General features: G+C 75.2%; 11 protein-coding genes and 1 pseudogene. 3 read left to right on the top strand and 9 right to left on the bottom strand.

Annotated elements, in window-relative coordinates; genetic code table 11:
- Positions 1-51: 51 nt before the first annotated feature.
- The 3 genes from ESG85_RS05500 to ESG85_RS05490 form a co-directional block, all read right to left on the bottom strand.
- Positions 52-2,112 carry a glycogen debranching N-terminal domain-containing protein gene (locus ESG85_RS05500; RefSeq protein ID WP_128976882.1) on the bottom strand — a complete coding sequence of 687 codons (2,061 nt, stop codon included), beginning with the start codon at positions 2,110-2,112 and terminating at the stop codon, positions 52-54.
- Between the two features lie 178 nt (positions 2,113-2,290).
- A complete protein-coding gene (locus tag ESG85_RS05495; RefSeq protein ID WP_219825161.1) occupies positions 2,291-4,096 on the bottom strand; it encodes a DUF4192 domain-containing protein in 1,806 nt (601 codons plus the stop codon).
- Between the two features lie 313 nt (positions 4,097-4,409).
- Positions 4,410-6,596 carry a RecQ family ATP-dependent DNA helicase gene (locus tag ESG85_RS05490; RefSeq protein WP_128976881.1) on the bottom strand — a complete coding sequence of 729 codons (2,187 nt, stop codon included), beginning with the start codon at positions 6,594-6,596 and terminating at the stop codon, positions 4,410-4,412.
- 331 nt (positions 6,597-6,927) lie between these two features.
- Here ESG85_RS05490 and ESG85_RS05485 point away from each other — a divergent pair, with 331 nt between their 5' ends.
- A complete protein-coding gene (locus ESG85_RS05485; protein WP_128976880.1) occupies positions 6,928-7,554 on the top strand; it encodes a hypothetical protein in 627 nt (208 codons plus the stop codon).
- 149 nt (positions 7,555-7,703) lie between these two features.
- On the opposite strand, the gene ESG85_RS05480 is transcribed toward ESG85_RS05485, so the two are convergent.
- From ESG85_RS05480 to ESG85_RS05470, 3 genes are all read right to left on the bottom strand, one after another.
- A complete protein-coding gene (locus ESG85_RS05480; protein ID WP_128976879.1) occupies positions 7,704-8,327 on the bottom strand; it encodes a hypothetical protein in 624 nt (207 codons plus the stop codon).
- A gap of 143 nt (positions 8,328-8,470) precedes the next feature.
- Entirely contained in the window at positions 8,471-9,181 is a 711-nt protein-coding gene (locus tag ESG85_RS05475; RefSeq protein WP_128976878.1) for a ribonuclease HII, read from the bottom strand.
- 303 nt (positions 9,182-9,484) lie between these two features.
- Positions 9,485-10,951: a DUF4153 domain-containing protein gene (locus tag ESG85_RS05470; RefSeq protein WP_342781147.1), complete on the bottom strand. Its 1,467-nt coding sequence runs from the start codon at positions 10,949-10,951 to the stop codon at positions 9,485-9,487.
- Between ESG85_RS05470 and ESG85_RS35705 the strand changes: the two genes are divergently transcribed.
- Positions 10,944-11,102 carry a hypothetical protein gene (locus tag ESG85_RS35705; protein ID WP_246094819.1) on the top strand — a complete coding sequence of 53 codons (159 nt, stop codon included), beginning with the start codon at positions 10,944-10,946 and terminating at the stop codon, positions 11,100-11,102. The two genes, ESG85_RS05470 and ESG85_RS35705, sit on opposite strands and share 8 nt — an antisense overlap.
- Positions 11,103-11,892: 790 nt before the next feature.
- On the opposite strand, the gene ESG85_RS05465 is transcribed toward ESG85_RS35705, so the two are convergent.
- The 3 genes from ESG85_RS05465 to ESG85_RS05455 are packed head-to-tail and all read right to left on the bottom strand — an operon-like array spanning position 11,893 to position 15,138.
- Positions 11,893-12,804, bottom strand: a complete 912-nt coding sequence (locus ESG85_RS05465; RefSeq protein ID WP_128976876.1) for an ADP-ribosylglycohydrolase family protein — start codon at positions 12,802-12,804, stop codon at positions 11,893-11,895.
- A gap of 12 nt (positions 12,805-12,816) precedes the next feature.
- On the bottom strand, positions 12,817-13,476 hold the full coding sequence (locus ESG85_RS05460) for a phosphoglycerate mutase family protein (RefSeq protein ID WP_128976875.1): 660 nt from the start codon (positions 13,474-13,476) through the stop codon (positions 12,817-12,819).
- 33 nt (positions 13,477-13,509) lie between these two features.
- Complete coding sequence (locus tag ESG85_RS05455; protein ID WP_425471162.1) at positions 13,510-15,138, bottom strand: ABC-F family ATP-binding cassette domain-containing protein; 1,629 nt, start codon at positions 15,136-15,138, stop codon at positions 13,510-13,512.
- Between the two features lie 234 nt (positions 15,139-15,372).
- Between ESG85_RS05455 and ESG85_RS35690 the strand changes: the two are divergent.
- A pseudogene (locus ESG85_RS35690) lies at positions 15,373-15,966 on the top strand (TetR/AcrR family transcriptional regulator); the annotation flags it as partial.
- Positions 15,967-16,081 lie beyond the last annotated feature (115 nt).

The following is a 16,081-nucleotide window of genomic DNA, read 5'->3' as shown; positions in this document are numbered from 1 at the left end:
CGATAAAAACCTCCGCCCGAAGGATCCGCTCCCACTTCTTCGCGGCTCCGCTCACACCCCCAGCTGCAGGCCCGGGGCCGCCTCCTCGACCATGCCCAGACCGAGCCGGCCGACGCGGGCGGCGAACGGCGCACCCGCGACCACCAGGCCTGACAGACGCACCTCGCCGAGCGGGGCCGAGCGCACGGGATCCAGCGCGACCGTACGGCCGGGGGCGTCGGGACGGATCCCGAGCACGGCCGTCAGCAGGTGCACCCCCGCCGCGGCGGCCACCGCGGCGGGACGGCACGCGGCCGGGTGCGGCACCGGCGACGCGCCGGGTGCACCCTGCGCCCGCCGCTCCCCCGCGTACATCTCGGGCAGCCGGAACTCGAAGGCCTCCGCCGCGTCGAGCGCGCCGCGCAGCAGCGTGGCGACCGCGCCCTCCTGACCGGCCGCCGCGAGCCCGGCGACGGCGACCGCCGTCTCGTGCGTCCGCACCGCGCCGGACCGGTGCCCGAACGGCTGGTAGCCGGGTTCCTTCTCACCGAGCCCGCGCAGTCCCCAGCCCGAGTCGAGAGCCGGGGAGACGAGCAGCCGGGCCAGCCGCTCCGTCCGGGCCTTGTCGAGCAGTCCCGGCGCGGGCCGTCCGGCGGCCGTGAGCCCGGTGTCGAGGAGGTGCGCGGCCCAGCCGCCCTGCTGCGGCAGCGGCCGGCCGTCGGGCATGCGGGCGAGCAGCGGGCGGCCGCCCGCCGGGTCGTCGAGCCAGAACCGGGCGCGGAACCGCTCCCTCAGGGCCCGGGCCCACTCCCGCCACGCGTCCGCGCCGGGCCGCCCGAACGCGTCGAGCAGATCGGCACCGAGTACGGCCGCGCGGTGCGCGTGCGCCTGTGTCTCGGCCCGCGCGGGGCCGGCGGGCCACGGGTCGGGAACGAATCCGTCGTCGTCGACCGCGCCGCGCAGCCAGTCGAGGCAGCGTTCCGCGGCGGGCAGCAGCTCCGCCAGGTCGGACTCCGGCAACCCCCAGCGCCAGGCCTCGGCCAGCACGGCGGGGAAGGCGAGGGTGGCCTCGACACCGGTGCACCGGGGCGGCAGGAGGGGCCCCGCGTCCCGGAGCGGCCCGGGGATGCGCCCGGCGCCTGCCCCGGTGCCGCCGAGCTGCGTCCGGGCGAGAGCCCGCAGCGTGGTCGCGGCGAGCCGCGTGCCCAGCGGGAGCGCCATGCGCGCGGCCCACAGGGCCTCGGCGGTGACAGGCCCGCAGCGCCAGGGGATGCCGGCCGCGAGATGCACATCGGCGGGATGGGCGGGGTCGCGCTGGAGAAGCGCGCGGAGATCGGCGACGCAGCTGCGCAGCAGCGGACCGAGGCGCGGGTCGTCGCCCTCGGCGACGGCGTCGGCGAGGACGTGCCCGCCGGGCCGCCCCGCACCGGCCGGCTGCGGCCGGCCGGCGCGCTCGGCACGGACGCGGAGGGTGAGGACGAACGGGGCGCCGGAGGCCGGTTCGGCGTCCCAGCGGAGCAGTCCGGCCGCCGCCAACGCCTCGCTGGGCGGCGGGTCTGCCGCGACGGTGACGGCGGTGCCGTCGACGGCCGTCCAGCGGAGTCCGGTGCCGTGGACGCTGGCGGACAGCTCCGGTCCCGGCCGACCGGCCGCCACCGCGCCCAGGTCCGCGAGATCCGTGCCCAGAGCGAGCTCCACGGGTACCCGCACCGGCCGGGGGCCGGAGCCGCGCAGGGTGATCCGCTCGGTCCCGTCCGCGTCACGGCTGCGCTCGACGACGAGGCCGGGGTCCGGCCCGAGGTCCCCGGGCGCGCGCAGGACACCCAGGAAGTCGGCCCGCTCGGCGCCGGACGAGCGGCTCTGCAGCGGGACGGGTTCGCGTCCGGCGACGCGCAGGACGCAGCGCGAGAGGAGTCTCCGTCCGGCGAGGAACACCCCTTCGAGGCCGGCGCCGGTGAGCTGTCCGTGCCGGGGGCTGACGGCCAGGGCGGGCAGGGCGACACCGACGAGGGCGTCGTGGACGGCGGGCAGCTCGCCCTGCCGGGCCACCGCGCCCGGTCCGTGCGGTGTCGCTCCCCGGTGGGGCGGGTGTCCGGCGGAGGCTCCGGGGGCCTGGGCGGTGCTGGGGGCCATGACGGGTGCGCGGCGCTCTCTGTGGGGTCCTGACGGCCCGGCAGGGCCCGGACGGGGCCGTGACCAGGCCCTGGGGGTCGGTCCCGGCGGTCCGCCGGTCCGGCCGAGGGTCGGCGGCACGGCTTCTGCGGAACCGCCACAGAGGTGAACGCCTCTGCTGCCCGCCGGGTCACGGCCCTCATGTCCCGCTCCTGGCACCGCGCCGCCCGGTCCGCCGCACCACCGCCCGCCGGGGCGACCGGAGTTCGGCGGCCCGCGGCCCCGTCCCCCGCGCTGCGCGCCGGGCCGTCTGCCGCGCCCGCTGCCGCCGCCGGGCCCGCACGGCAGCCGCGGAACTCCCCGGACGCCGCGGGCCGGTTTCCCCGCGACCGGCGGGCTCGACAGGGTCGTCACCCTCACCGGAGCCGGAGTCGGTGCCGGAGTCGGTGCCGGAGCCGGAGCCGGAGCGAGGGTGGGGAGCGGAATCAGCAACGCCACCGGCGACGCCGGCGCCGGTGGCGGTGCCCGTGCCCGTGCCGGTACCCGTGTCGGAACCAGCGGGAGCTCCAAGGTCGGAGTCGGAGACACGACGGAGCCCCGGATCGGATCCGGCGGCGAGGCCAGGACCGGAGTCGGGAGCGATGCCGGGCTCCGTGCCGCGTCCTGGGCCCGGCTCACCGCGCCGTCGTTCGGCGGCCAGGCGCGCGTCCCGCTCCTTGCGCAGGCACTCGCGCAGCGCCTCGGGGTCCAGGCCCTCGTTGCACGCCTGGTGAAGGAGCCGGGCGAAGAGGTAGTCGGAGTCGGCCTCGAGGGCGAGCCCGAGGGCGACCCGGGCGGAGGGCTCGTCGCCGAGGGACCAGGCGACCCAGCCGGCCAGCGTCAGCGGAGCCGCCGCGTACTCCTGATAGGGCGGCACGCAGCGCCGGGACAGGGCGCGCCAGAGCCGTAGCACGGGAACCGCCTCCGGGCCCTCCATCCATTCGGCGGCCTGGTCGCGGGTGTCGCGGTCCTGCAGACCGAGGATCAGTGTGGCCGCCTCGTCGGGCGTGAGCAGTTCGTCGTCCCTGGCGTCCGCCAGGGACGTGCCCGTCGGCGCGCCGGGGACGGTGAGCACCTGCCCGGCGAGCCTCGGCCGAACGGCACCCGCACCGCCGGCGGACCGGGGCGCCGGGATCTCGGGCGATCCCGCGAACCGCTCGATGAGGCGCCGGACCAGGCCGAGGGTGGTCTCGCGCGTCTCCTGCCGGCCGAGGCCGCTCGCGGGCCCCTCGAGGATCCTCGGCACGATGACCGTCGCCGCCTCGTTCAGCGCGGCCCGCTGCGCCGCTTCGCCCTCGGTCCCCGCCGGCTTCAGCCGCGCCTCCATGTCCTTGAGGGTGCCGCGCACCTGAAGGCCCGCGTAGGCCGCGGACGCCGCCATCACCGACGTACCGGAAAGGGCCAGGGGCGTGCCGTCGGGCGGACAACAGCGGAGGTCCGGGCAGCAGTAGGAGAAGTAGAGGCCGTCGGAGATGCAGAGGGCTTCGAGGACCGGGATGTCGAGTGCTCCGCAGGTGGTGCGCAGGCGCTGGGCGAACGGACGCAGCCGCTCCATCACCCGCCGACCGGTCTCGCCGGGGCCGGGCTCCTGGCAGAGGAAGACGACGATGGCGTCGGGCCGCTCGCCCCGTCGGCCGGCGCCTTCGACGAGACAGTCGGCCAGGTGCTCGGCGATGGCGGGCCATTCCCGCGGCGAGTCGGGGATGCCGACCCTGACACGGCCCCCGAAGCGTCCGTGCTCGCCGTGGAGCGCGACGAGGACGACGGAGTCGCTGGGATGGAAGCCGAGCATGAACGGCAGCGCGTCGGCCAGTTCGGCCGGGCCGCGCAGGGTGATCTGCTCGGCCGCGGACGATCCGTGGGAGCCGTGACCGCTGAGCGAGCCATGGGTGCCCGGGGAGTCGGAGGAAGCGCGGGAGTCGGAGGAGTCGTGGAAGCCGGACGAATCGTCGTGGTTCGTGTTCATGGTCACGACGGTCCCGCGATCGCCGCGATCGCGAAACCCCTGTGGATAACTACCGATTGAGGCGTTCATGCCGGAAGTGCGAGTTATCCACAGGTCTGGTGCTCCACCACGTTGTGCCGGACGATGTTGCCCACTGCGTTCACTGAGCTCAATGAGTTCACTGAGCCCCCGAAGCAGCCGAAGCCCCCGTAGCCCCCGTAGCCCCCAAGCACCGAAGCCCCTGTAGCCCCGAAGTTCCCGGAGTCCCCGAAACTTCCGGAGCCCCCCGGACTCTCAGCACCCCCACGTACGCGCCCCGTCCGCTTCCCTCGCGTCAGCCCGCCGCCGCGAGGACCAGCGGCAGGACCGGTCCGCTGCCCGCGCGGCGCAGGAGGCGGGCGGCGACCGCGAGGGTCCAGCCGGAGTCGGTCAGGTCGTCCACCAGCAGCACCGGACCGGATGCCTCGCGCAGGGCGGCGGCCAGCTCCTCGGGGACGGCGAGGGCCCCGGAGAGGGCCCGCAGCCGCTGGGCGGAGTTGCTGCGGCGTGCCGCGTAGGCGCCGTCCTCGGTGGTGTACGTCAGCGCACCCAGGAACGGGAGGCGGCCGACGGTCGCGATGCCCTGCGCCAGCGAACCCACCAGCTGCGGCCGGGACATCGACGGCAGGGCGACCACGCCCACCGGCCGGTCCTGGGCGTCCGCCGTGCCCGACGCCCAGCCGCCCGGCGACCGGGCCCAGTCGGCGAGCACCGCCACCGCGGCCCGCAGCACGTCGTCGGGCACCGGACCGTCCGGCGCGTGCTCGGCAAGCAGCGGCCGCAGCCGGTTGCCCCAGCCGATGTCGGAGAGCCGCCCCAGCGCGCGGCCGGTCGCGCACTGCTCGCCCGCCGGGATCCGCCCCTTGAGGTCGACGCCGAGGGCCGGCATCCCGGTCGGCCACATGCGGCGCGGCTCGATCTCCACGCCGGGCCGGTCCAGTTCCTTCTCCGCCGCCGTCAGGGTCTCGGCGGAGACATGGGAATCCGCCCAGGCACCCGCGCAGTTGTCGCAGCGGCCGCAGGGCGCCGCGCCCTCGTCGTCCAGCTGCCGGCGCAGGAACTCCATGCGGCAGCCGGCCGTGTCCACGTAGTCGCGCATCGCCTGCTGCTCGGCGGCCCGCTGCCGGGCCACCCAGGCGTAGCGCTCGGCGTCGTACGTCCACGGGGCACCGGTCGAGATCCAGCCGCCCTTCACGCGCTGCACCGCGCCGTCCACGTCCAGGACCTTCAGCATCGTCTCCAGCCTGCTGCGGCGCAGGTCGACGGCCGCCTCCAGGGCCGGCACGGACAGCGGCCTGCCCGCCTCGGCGAGCGCCGTCAGGGTCTGGCGGACCTGCGCCTCGGGCGGGAAGGCGGTGTCGGCGAAGTAGCGCCAGATGGCCTCGTCCTCCTTGCCCGGCAGCAGCAGGACGTCGGCGTGGTCGACGCCGCGACCCGCGCGGCCGACCTGCTGGTAGTACGCGATCGGCGAGGACGGCGAGCCGAGGTGGAGCACGAAGCCGAGGTCCGGCTTGTCGAAACCCATGCCGAGGGCGGAGGTCGCGACCAGTGCCTTGACCCGGTTGGCCAGGAGGTTGGCCTCGGCCTGCACCCGGTCCGCGTTCTCCGTGCGGCCGGTGTAGGAGGCCACGGCGAAGCCGCGCTGCCGCAGGTAGGCGGTGGCCTCCTCGGCCGCCGCCACCGTCAGGGTGTAGACGATCCCGGAGCCCGGCAGCTCGTCGAGGTGCTCGGCGAGCCAGGCGAGGCGGTGCGCGGCGTCCGGCAGCCGGACCACCCCGAGGCGCAGGCTCTCCCGCTCCAGGGTGCCGCGCAGCACGAGCGCCTCACCTGCCCCGGTGCCGAGCTGTTCGGCCACGTCGGCGGTGACCCGCGCGTTGGCGGTCGCCGTCGTCGCGAGCACCGGCACTCCGGGCCCCAGGTCGGCCAGCATCGCCCTCAACCGGCGGTAGTCGGGCCGGAAGTCGTGACCCCAGTCGGAGATGCAGTGGGCCTCGTCGACGACGAGCAGACCGGTGGTGGCGGCCAGCTTGGGCAGCAACTGTTCGCGGAAGTCCACGGAGTTGAGCCGCTCGGGGCTGACCAGGAGCACGTCGGTGGCGCCGCGCTCGACCTCCTCGTGGATGGCGTCCCACTCCTCCGGATTGGCCGAGTTGATGGTGCGTGCCCTGATGCCCGCCCGCTCGGCCGCCTCGACCTGATTGCGCATCAGGGCGAGAAGCGGCGAGACGATGACCGTGGGGCCCGCGCCACGGCGGCGCAGCAGCGCGGTGGCGACGAAGTAGACCGCGGACTTGCCCCATCCGGTGCGCTGCACCACGAGGGCCCGTCGGCGCTCCCGCACCAGCGCCGCGACGGCCTGCCACTGGTCCTCCCGGAGTCGCGCCGAGCCTCCCGGGTCGCCGACCAGCTCGGCGAGGACGGCATCGGCCTCGGCTCGCAGATCCGGGTCGTTCGGGTGGTCGAGGCGGTCCAGGTTCTCCATGCACACCATGCAACCCGATGGCACCGACAGTCGGCCACCTCACCCCCTGTGACCACCCGTAACGGCGCACACGGCGCGCACCACCCGGCGTACGCCGGCGCTGCCTGTCCGTACACGGACGAACGCGTGAACAGTAAGTAACTGGGCAGGGATATGAGAGTCATACCGGTGGATTCCGGTCAGCAGCCCCAATTGCTCGTTGCCGCCCGTGCTCGGGCCAGGGAACAATTGGAAGTCCACCCCGCACGGCCGACGTGGTCCGTTCACCGTGCCGTGGTGCGCCCTCATCCGACCCTGCCCGCGGAGCGGGCGCGTATCCGAAGGGAGGATCGTGACCCTCGGATTCGCTCCGCCCTCGACCGCTCCGGTCAACTCGTCGTCCGGGTCGGCCAGCCGCCTCGCTCGGATGCTCGAACCGGCCGAGTGGACCTCGGCCGGGATCCCGTTGCTGCGCAATCCCCGCGAGGTCGTCAGCGGTCTGCACTCACGCCACCGGCCCACGCCGTCGACCGCCGTCGTCGCCGTGCTCGACCACGAGGAACGGCTCACGGCCAGCGCCTCCTTCACCCGCTGGCCCGCTCCCGCGGACGGCTGGGAGTTCCGCAACGCGCTCCTCGCGCACCTGCGCCGGGTCATCCCGCACGACCTCCGCAGGCGGACCCCGGTGCGTACGGCCGTGCTGCTCTACTGCCGTGACGGCGACGAGCGGTGGACCGAGGAGGACGGCGCCTGGATGTGGGGCCTGCGGGACGCCTGCACGCTCCACGGGCTGCGCTGCGGTGCGTACATCACTCTGACCGGCGCGGGCTGGCAGGTGCTGGGCGAGGGCCGGGGCGGCCGCAGGCCGAGTTCGGACTCGCGGCCCACGCCGCTGGGCGAGGACCCCGAGCCGGACCGGCTGGTCCCGCGGATCGCGAGCGGCGCTCCCGAGCCGCTCCGCCGGGCCGCCGCCCGCTGAACGGACGGCGCTCGGTCCCGACGGCTCCCCGCACGTCACACGTACGTCGCTCGTACGTCACCCGTACGTCGCTCGTACGTCACCCGTACGTCGCCGCCCGGCCGCCGCGAAGGCGGCCGGGACGCCGGGTCCGGGCGGCCGTCCGAGGATCAGACCCCGGCGCCGAGCGCGGAGTTGACCCGTTCGGGGTCGCCGCAGACGATCAGCAGGGCGGTCGCCCGCCGCATCGCCTCGGGCAGTCGGCGCGCGACGGCCTCTTCGGTGCCGCCGTTGACGGCGACGACCACCACGGGCCGGGCGGCGGCCCGGGAGACGGCGGCCGCGTCCGCGAAGAACACGTCCTCGCGGGCGTCCTGCTGCGCCCAGTAGGCGTCCTCGCCGAAGGACAGCTCGTGCGCCGCCCACGGGTGCTGGTCGCCGGTGGTGAGCACGAGGACGTCACCGGGTGCGCGGCCGGACTCGAGCAGCAGGTCCACCGCTTCCTCGGCCGCGTCGAGGGCACCGTCGACGGGCGCGGGAATCAGCTGGAGCTGCGGTTCGGTCCGCTGGTCGGAACGATTCTCCGTACGGGCCGCGGGCGCGGGTCCGGCAGCGGACGGGCGGGGCGCCGGCGGTGCGGGCCTGGCCGGGCCGGGGACGGGGCGGCCCGGGCGCGGGGAGGCCGCGGAACGCGGGCCGGGTACGGGTCGGGGGGTCGGCACGGGACGGTCTGCGGCCGCGCGGGGACCCTGGGCGCTCTCGTGAATCTGAGGCTCCTCGGGATGGAGAGGCATGGGTGGATGTCTATCAAACGCCGTCGCACGGGGCTCCGGCGGGTGGGCGCACAAGGGCGCCCCGACTGCTGGAACGGCTCTGCCGGAGCGGTCCGCGAGAGGGCCGCGCCGGGGTGTCAGGACCGTGATCCAGAAGCCGGAAGTCAGAAGTCGAAGCCGAGTTGACCCCCGCTTTCGAGTGCGGCGGCCTCGGCCGGGAGACGCACCTTCTTGAGGTGCCGCCAACGGGGCATTCCGTCGAGGTAGGCCCACGAGAGCCGGTGGTACGAGGTGGGTCCCAGCTCGTGCAGCGCCGCCTTGTGGACCGGTGAAGGGTAGCCCGCGTTGTCGCCGAAGGCGTACGCGGCGCAGTCCTCCGTCTCGCTCCCGAGCGTGGCCATCAGCGTGTCCCGGCGGACCTTGGCGATCACGGAGGCGGCGGCCACGGCGACGCAGGACTGGTCGCCCTTGATCACCGTACGGACCTGCCAGGGGCTGCCGAGGTAGTCGTGCTTGCCGTCGAGGATCACCGCGTCGGGGCGCACCGGCAGGCCCTCCAGCGCACGGATCGCGGCCAGCCGGAGCGCGGCGGTCATCCCCAGCTCGTCGATCTCGGTCGGCGAGGCGTCGCCCAGCGCGTACGCCGTGACCCATTGCTCGAGTTCGGCGGCGAGTGCGGTGCGGCGCTTGGGGGTCAGCAGCTTGGAGTCGGTGAGCCCGGCGGGCGGGCGGCGCAGGCCGGTGACGGCGGCGCACACGGTGACGGGACCGGCCCACGCCCCTCGTCCGACCTCGTCGATCCCCGCAACGATCTTGGCGCCGGTGACGGCTCGGATCGATCGCTCGACGCTGTGGGTGGGTGGTTCGTACGGCATGGCGTTGTCAGACTACGCCGGTGGCCGCGTCGCCCGGTACCCGGATACCCCTCTGCCGTCCGCAGCTGCCCCGAAGACGTCCGGAACACACCGGGAAGTCGTCCTGAAGTCGTCTGGAAACCGGCAGGGAACACAGGTGGGCGCGGGACTTCCCGCGCCCACCTGCGCGTGCGACCGGGCGTGCGCGCCCGGCGCACGCCCGGTCGCCGCTGAAGACGCCGACGGCGTGCGCCCTCCCGCCCGAGGGGGGCGCGCCGGTGCGCGGAGCACCGCGGCCCGTGGCGCCCGGCCGGGCCTCCTGGCCTACGGCGCGTACGGGTCGTAGGTGTCGTACGGGTCGTAGGTGTCGTACGGATCGGCGTCCGGGTCGTACTCCTCGTCCCGGGTGGGCCTGCCGCAGGAGCCCGCGCCGCTCGCGGGCCGCTTGGCGAGGATGTCGCGGGCCTCGGCCTCGGAGAGGCTGGTGGCGTACCAGCTCTCGTCGCCCTCCTCGTCCAGCCGCTCGGCGACGTCCCGCAGGGCACAGTCGCGCAGGGCGCCGGGGAGGCGGTCGAGGGCCGGTACGGCGTCGGCCGAGAGTCCGGAGAGATAGCGCACGTCGATCTTGCCGAGCCGCTCGTAACGGTCGACGTTCTGCTGGGCGATGACCGCGTCCGGCTGGATCAGCCCGAAGACGAGGACGAAGCCGGCAGCGCTCGCCGCGAGGGCACGGGGCAGCAGCCGGGCGCCCCAGATGCCGGAGGCCATGATCAGCAGGATCGCGACGCCGAGCCAGATCTCCATGGTGGCCACCGAGATGCGCAGCCGGGTGAGTCCGTACGCGTCCACGTAGAGGTCCATCCGGCGCAGGGCGGAGGCGACCACGACCAGGGTGAGGACGCACAGCGTGCCGAGGACGGTCCGGACGAGCCGGATGTCGCCCGCGGTGCCGCGAGGCGCCCAGCGCAGCGCCAGGCCGATCACCACGAGCGTGAGGAGGGTGGCCATGAGCAGCTGCCAGAAGCCCTGACGGGCGTATTCGGCGTACGTCAGCCCGGTCTCGCTGAGAACCTTGTCGTAGCCGCCGAAGAGCACGGTGAGCTGGATGGCGTTGAACGCCGCGAACAGCAGGTTCAGGACGACGAGCGGCAGCGCCCACTCGAACCGGCCGCGGGCCCGGCCCGGGCTGAAGCTCATCCGGTCCCAGCGCAGCGGCGCCGCGGCGGTGCGCGCGACGGCCATCGCACCGAACAGCCCGAGCACGAAGCACAGGAACCGCCAGGGCGCCTGGTCCAGCGAGATGTCGGGTATGAGGGCACCGAGCAGATCGGCGAAGGCCGCGTCGGCCCCGGCGAACAGTCCGCCGAAGACCACCAGCAGGGCGAGGGCGATGAGCACCGTGCGCACCACCGGTCCCCAGCGGCCCTGCGAGCCGTTTGCACGCCGGCGCATGCCTCGCCAGGTCCATGCCATGCCCGTACCCAGGGAGTCGAAGAGTCCCACCGGCCCGAACAGCATGCTGGGCCAGCCGCTGCCGCCGTGCAGCGCGTAACCGGTGAGGCCCAGCGCGGTGACGACCGCGAGGAACGTCGGCCAGCCCGCGTCGCTGAGTACGGGCACGACGAGCAGCGCGGCTCCCCCGATCGCCCACACCAGCGTCCAGGGACGCAGCCGGCGGCCCGCCGCGCGGGCGGCGAAGGCTCCGGCGAGGGTCGCGGGCACGGCCACGAGCAGCAGGTTCGCGCCCGCGCCGCCGCTGAGCAGCAGCGAGGCCACGAGCGCGGTGGCCACGACCGCCCACAGCGTGGGAGAGGTCGGCGCTTCCGGCACCGGCGGCCTGAGCTTGCTGGGCGCCGGCTTCCGCGGCGGCGCCCACGACTGGTACGGCGCGTACGGCCCCGGGTGGTACGGCCCGGGCGGCGGCGCGACCCCGGCCGGCTGACCGCCCGCGGGCCCCGCGGCGTAAGCACGCGCGGCCCCGGCACCGCCCGGCTGTGGCCCGGTCGGAGCGACGCCGTGACTCGGCGGGGTGGCGGGAGCGCCGTGCGGAGCGGGGCCGCTCCGCGCCGCGGGAGCGCCCTGGGGCACGGGGCTGCCGGTCGGCGCGGAGGTGCTCTGGGGCACGGGGCTGCCGGTCGGCGCGGGCGCGCCCTGTGGGGCGGGGCTGCCCTGTGACACGGGAGCGCCCTGCGGGACCGAAGGGGCCTCCTGTCCGGGACTGCCCGGAGCCGTGACCTCGCCCCCGGAAGCCGGGCTCGCGGCTTGCGGACTCGTGGGAGTCGGCTTCCCCGGTGCCGGGCTTCCCGCCGCCGGACCGCCCGGCGTCGGGCTTCCCTGCGTGGGGGTCCCCGGCGTCGGGCTTCCCTGCGTGGAGGTCCCCCGTGCGGGGGTTCCCTGTGTCGGGCTGCCCGGTGGTGGGCTGTCCTTGGGCGGCTCGGCGGACGGATTGTCGGTCACGGGACCCCCTCCCGGCCCGGTCCCGCCGGCCCTGCGGCTGATCGGCGGCTCCGGTGGCTCATCGGCGCGCTGTTTTTGTCATGATCAACGCTGCGAGTGGCCGACTCTAACCGCACGGCCCCCCGCCGAACCATCCGGGCCCCGGCTGTGGCAGGACCGTGACACTCGCACCCCGGGAACGCCCGGAACGCCCCGGTACCGCCCTCCCGCGCTCCGGCCGCCCCCGCCCCGTCCCCCACCTGGGCCTCCGGTCCGGGGGACGGGTCGCGGGCCCGCTAGGGGTGGGCCGTCGTGGGTACCCAGTCGGGGAGCTCCTCGGTCTGTTCCCGCCAGGCGGCGGGGGGTGCGCCGCCCGGTCCGGCCGCGACGACTCCGCAGGCGATGGCGCACGTGGTGTCGACGTCGCCGCCCACCCCCGCGGTCGTCCAGAAGACCCGCTCGAAGTCGCCGAGCGCCCGGGCCGCGGACCACAGCGCGAACGGCACGGTGTCGTGTGCGCTGGTGCGCCGGCCGCTGCCGAGGACCGCCGCGACGGTCGCGGCGTCGCCGTAGTCGAGCATGTCGCGGGCCCTGCGGAGACCGGCCCCGACCGCACTGCGCGGCACGAGTGCGATGACGCCGTCCAGCAGCGCCTCGGGCGTGGGCGGGCCGGCCGGGTCGGCGACGAGCGCGGCCGCGGCGGCGACGGCCATCGTCCCGACGACCGCCTCGCGGTGCTGATGGGTGGTGTACGCGGAGATCTCCGCCTGGTGGGTGGCCTGTTCCGGGTCGTCGGCGTACCAGGCGCCGAGCGGCGCGATCCGCATGGCGGCGCCGTTGCCCCATGAGCCCTGCCCGTTGAAGAGGCCTGCCGCGAGCTGCCGCCAGTCCCCTCCCTCGCGGATGAGCCGGAGCATCCGGTTGACGGCGGGACCGTAGCCGCGGTCGAAGTCGTGGTGCCGGGCGAAGGACTGCGCCAGCTCGTCCTGGTCGATCCGCGCGTGGCGGGCGAGCACGGCGAGGACCGAGCAGGCCATCTCCGTGTCGTCGGTCCACTGCCAGGGACCGGCAGGCGGCTCGTGCCGCTTGAGCAGGGGATAGTTGGCGGGAACGAAGTACTGGGAGCCCAGGGCGTCTCCCACGGACAGCCCGCGCAGGCTGGCCAGGGCGCGGGTGAAGCGCCGGTCGAGTGAGGAGTCAGCGGTCATCGGTCGGCCACTCTATCCGGTGGGGCCGTACGGTTCCGGGGTACGCCAGCGTTCGAAGGGCCGGTCGAGCCGGTACTTCCCGTCCGCCCCGAGCAGCAGCATCCGGGTCTCCGCGTTGCCCGGGTTGGACAGCGATTCGAATTCGGCGACCGTCCAGTGGAACCAGCGCATGCAGAACAGGCGCATGGTCAGACCGTGGGTGACCAGCAGTACGTTGGGCGGGTGGTCGGGCGCTTCGAAGCTCCGGTAGAGGCTCTCCAGGAAGGCCCCGACCCGGTCGTACACGTCGGCGCCCGACTCGCCCTGCGCGAAGCGGTAGAAGAAGTGCCCGTAGGCGTCGCGGTACGCCTTCTGGAGGCGTACGTCCTCCCGCTCCTGCCAGTTGCCCCAGTCCTGCTCGCGCAGGCGCGGCTCCTCCCGCACGCGGACCCGGCGCGGGTCGAGCCGGAAGGCGTGCAGCGTCTCGTGGGTGCGGCGGTACGGCGACACGTAGACGCTGACCCGCTCGTCCCCGAACAGCTCCCGCAGCCGCCCGCCCGTCTCCTCCGCCTGACGCCGCCCCGTCCGGGTGAGCCGGAGCGCGTGGTCCGGCTCCCGCTCGTACACCGTGTCGTCCACATTGCCCTCGGACTCTCCGTGCCGTACGAGGACGATGCGCCGCGGTCGTGCCATGGAACGACCCTAGACGGCGTCCCGCCGACCGGCTCAGTCGAGCAGGCGTCCGGAGTCCATCCGGCGTATGTGCCCGGTGAAGCGGCGGCGCAGCTCCCGGTCGTGGGAGACGACGACCACGGCGCCCGGCCACTGCTCCAGGGCCCGCTCCAGCTCCTCGACGAGGCCGAGGGCCAGGTGGTTGGCGGGCTCGTCGAGGAGGAGCAGGTCGGTCGGGCGGGCGAGGAGCCTGGCGAGCGCGAGCCGGCGGCGCTGTCCCGCGCTGAGGCTGCCGACCGGCACCGTGAGGTCGGCCGGGCGGAAGAGTCCGTACGAGAGGAGCAGTTCGGCCCCCTCGTCCTCGGCGAGGGCGAGTCCGCGTCCGAAGGCGGCGAGGACCCGCTCGGCCGGCCGGTGTGCCGGTATCTCCTGGGCCAGGAACCCGATCCGGCCGCGGCGGGTGACCCGTCCGGCGTCGGGCTCGACGAGGCCGGCCATGACCCGGAGCAGGGTGGACTTGCCGGCCCCGTTGCCGCCGTGGACGAGGAGCCGCTCGCCGGCCTCGACGGTCAGTCCGTCGACGGTGAGCCGGTCGCCGACCCGTACGCCGTCCAGCTCGACCAGCCGGCCCTCCGCGCGGCCGGCGAGGGGCCGGGCGGTGAAGGCGAGCGGGCGAGGCGGTTCGGCGACCGGCTCCTCGTGGAGCCTGCGCAGCCGTTCCTGGGCGTTGCGCACGCGTCCGGAGACCGAGGCCTGCACGCGGCCTCCCGCCCGGTCGTACGCCATCTTGTTGTTGTCCTTGATGGCCCGTCCGGCGGCGACGCCCTGCGCCGTGGTCCGGGTGTAGTCCTCCAGGCGGGCGATCTCCGCGCGCCATTCCGCGTGGGCCTGTTCCCAGCGGCGGCGGGCGGCCGCCCGCTCGGCGCGGAAGCCCGCGTACCCCTCGCCGTACCGCACGACCGTGCGGCGGTCGGCGTCGACCTCCAGGATCGCCGTGGCGACCCGTTCCAGGAAGACGCGGTCGTGGGAGACGGCCACGACCGTGCCGCGGTGGTGGAGCAGGGCGTCCTCCAGCCAGTCGAGGGCGGCGGCGTCGAGGTGGTTGGTCGGCTCGTCGAGGAACAGGACCTCGGGGGCGGCGGCGAGCGCGCAGGCGATGCCCAGCCGGGCCTGCTCGCCGCCCGACAGGCTGCCGAGCGACCGCTCCCGTCCTATGTGGCCCAGCCCGAGTCCGTGCAGAGCCTTGTCGACGCGCGCGTCGGCCTCGTAGCCCCCGCGCTGCTCGAAGGCGGTGAGCAGCTCCCCGTACTCCTCCAGGGCGCGCTGGTCTCCGCTGCCGAGCGCGGCCTCCAGCGTGCGCAGTCCGCGCTCCATGGTCCGTAAGGCGACGAGAGCGGCGTCGACGGCGTCCTCGACCGTGGCGTGCGGAGGGAGTTCGGGCGTCTGGGCGAGGAGCCGGGATCCGCCGTCCGCGACGGTGACGGCGTCACCGCTGTCGGGCGTGTCCAGTCCGGCGAGCACGCGCAGCAGGGTGGACTTGCCCGCGCCGTTCTCCCCCACGATCCCGATCCGCTCGCCGGGACGCACGGCGAGCGAGACCTGATCGAGCAGCAGTCGTTCGCCGCGGGTCACGGTCACGTCGTGAAGAGAGATCTGGGTGGGCAAGAGGCGCCTCCAAAGCAACAGGGAAACTGATTAACGCAACCGGTGTCGCGTTATGGAAAGTGTGGCACACTCGATCCACTAACGCAACGGGAGTAGCAATTGAACGTGTCGCGCAACGAGCCGCCGGCGGAGGAGAACGGCCCCGCCCCCGCCCCCACCTCCGGCGCCGCCCCCACCTCCGCCCCCGCCCCCGGACCCTCTTCCGGCTCTTCCGCCTCTTCCGGCTCTTCCGCCTCTTCCGGCGAGGCCCCGGCTCCCGCCCCCGGCAGTCGGCGCCCGGGCGGACGCACCGCGCGGACCCGGGCCGCGGTCCGCGACGCGGTCCTCACCGGACTGGCCGAGCGCGGCTATCCGGCGCTGACCGTGGAGTACGTGGCGGAGCACTCGGGTGTCCACAAGACGACGCTGTACCGGCGCTGGGGCGGGGTGGAGGGCATGGTCGCCGACGCGCTCGCCCTCGCGGGCGAGGACGAGTGGAGGGCCCCTGACACCGGAAGCCTCGGGGGTGACCTGCGCGCGCTCGCCGGCGAGGTCGCCGAGGCCTTCGCCGATCCGGCGCGGGCGGCGGCGCCGACGGCGTTCGTCGCCGCGGCGTTCCAGTCGCCACAGGCCGCCGACTCCCTGCGGGCGTTCTACGAGGAACGCTTCCGGCGCTGCGAGCCGGTGGTCGACCGGGCCGTCGCCCGCGGCGAGGCGCCGGCCGGCACGGACGCGGGCGCGGTCGTCCGCGCCGTCTCCGCGCCCCTCTTCCTCCGCCTCTTCGTGACGCGCGAGCCGGTGGACACCACCGTGGCGGAGCAGGCGGCCCGCGCGGCCCTGGCCGCCGTGGAGGCGGGCGCGTTCACCGGCGGGACCGAAGGCACCCACGACCCCCGCGCCGACACGCCCGGCGCACCCGGCGCACCCGGCGCACCCGGCGCACCCGGCAGCTCTACCCCTGCCTCGTCTGCGTCTGCGTCTG

Source organism: Streptomyces roseicoloratus (assembly GCF_004117935.1).
GTDB lineage: Bacteria > Actinomycetota > Actinomycetes > Streptomycetales > Streptomycetaceae > Streptomyces > Streptomyces roseicoloratus.
This window is presented reverse-complemented; position numbering and strand designations above follow the sequence as displayed.

Excerpts from the sequence above, each read along its gene's own strand:
- ESG85_RS05500 (WP_128976882.1), bottom strand. The coding sequence starts at position 2,112 with ATGGCCCCCAGCACCGCCCAGGCCCCCGGAGCCTCCGCCGGACACCCG.
- ESG85_RS05495 (WP_219825161.1), bottom strand. The coding sequence starts at position 4,096 with ATGAACACGAACCACGACGATTCGTCCGGCTTCCACGACTCCTCCGAC.
- ESG85_RS05490 (WP_128976881.1), bottom strand. The coding sequence starts at position 6,596 with ATGGAGAACCTGGACCGCCTCGACCACCCGAACGACCCGGATCTGCGA.
- ESG85_RS05480 (WP_128976879.1), bottom strand. The coding sequence starts at position 8,327 with ATGCCTCTCCATCCCGAGGAGCCTCAGATTCACGAGAGCGCCCAGGGT.
- ESG85_RS05475 (WP_128976878.1), bottom strand. The coding sequence starts at position 9,181 with ATGCCGTACGAACCACCCACCCACAGCGTCGAGCGATCGATCCGAGCC.
- ESG85_RS05465 (WP_128976876.1), bottom strand. The coding sequence starts at position 12,804 with ATGACCGCTGACTCCTCACTCGACCGGCGCTTCACCCGCGCCCTGGCC.
- ESG85_RS05460 (WP_128976875.1), bottom strand. The coding sequence starts at position 13,476 with ATGGCACGACCGCGGCGCATCGTCCTCGTACGGCACGGAGAGTCCGAG.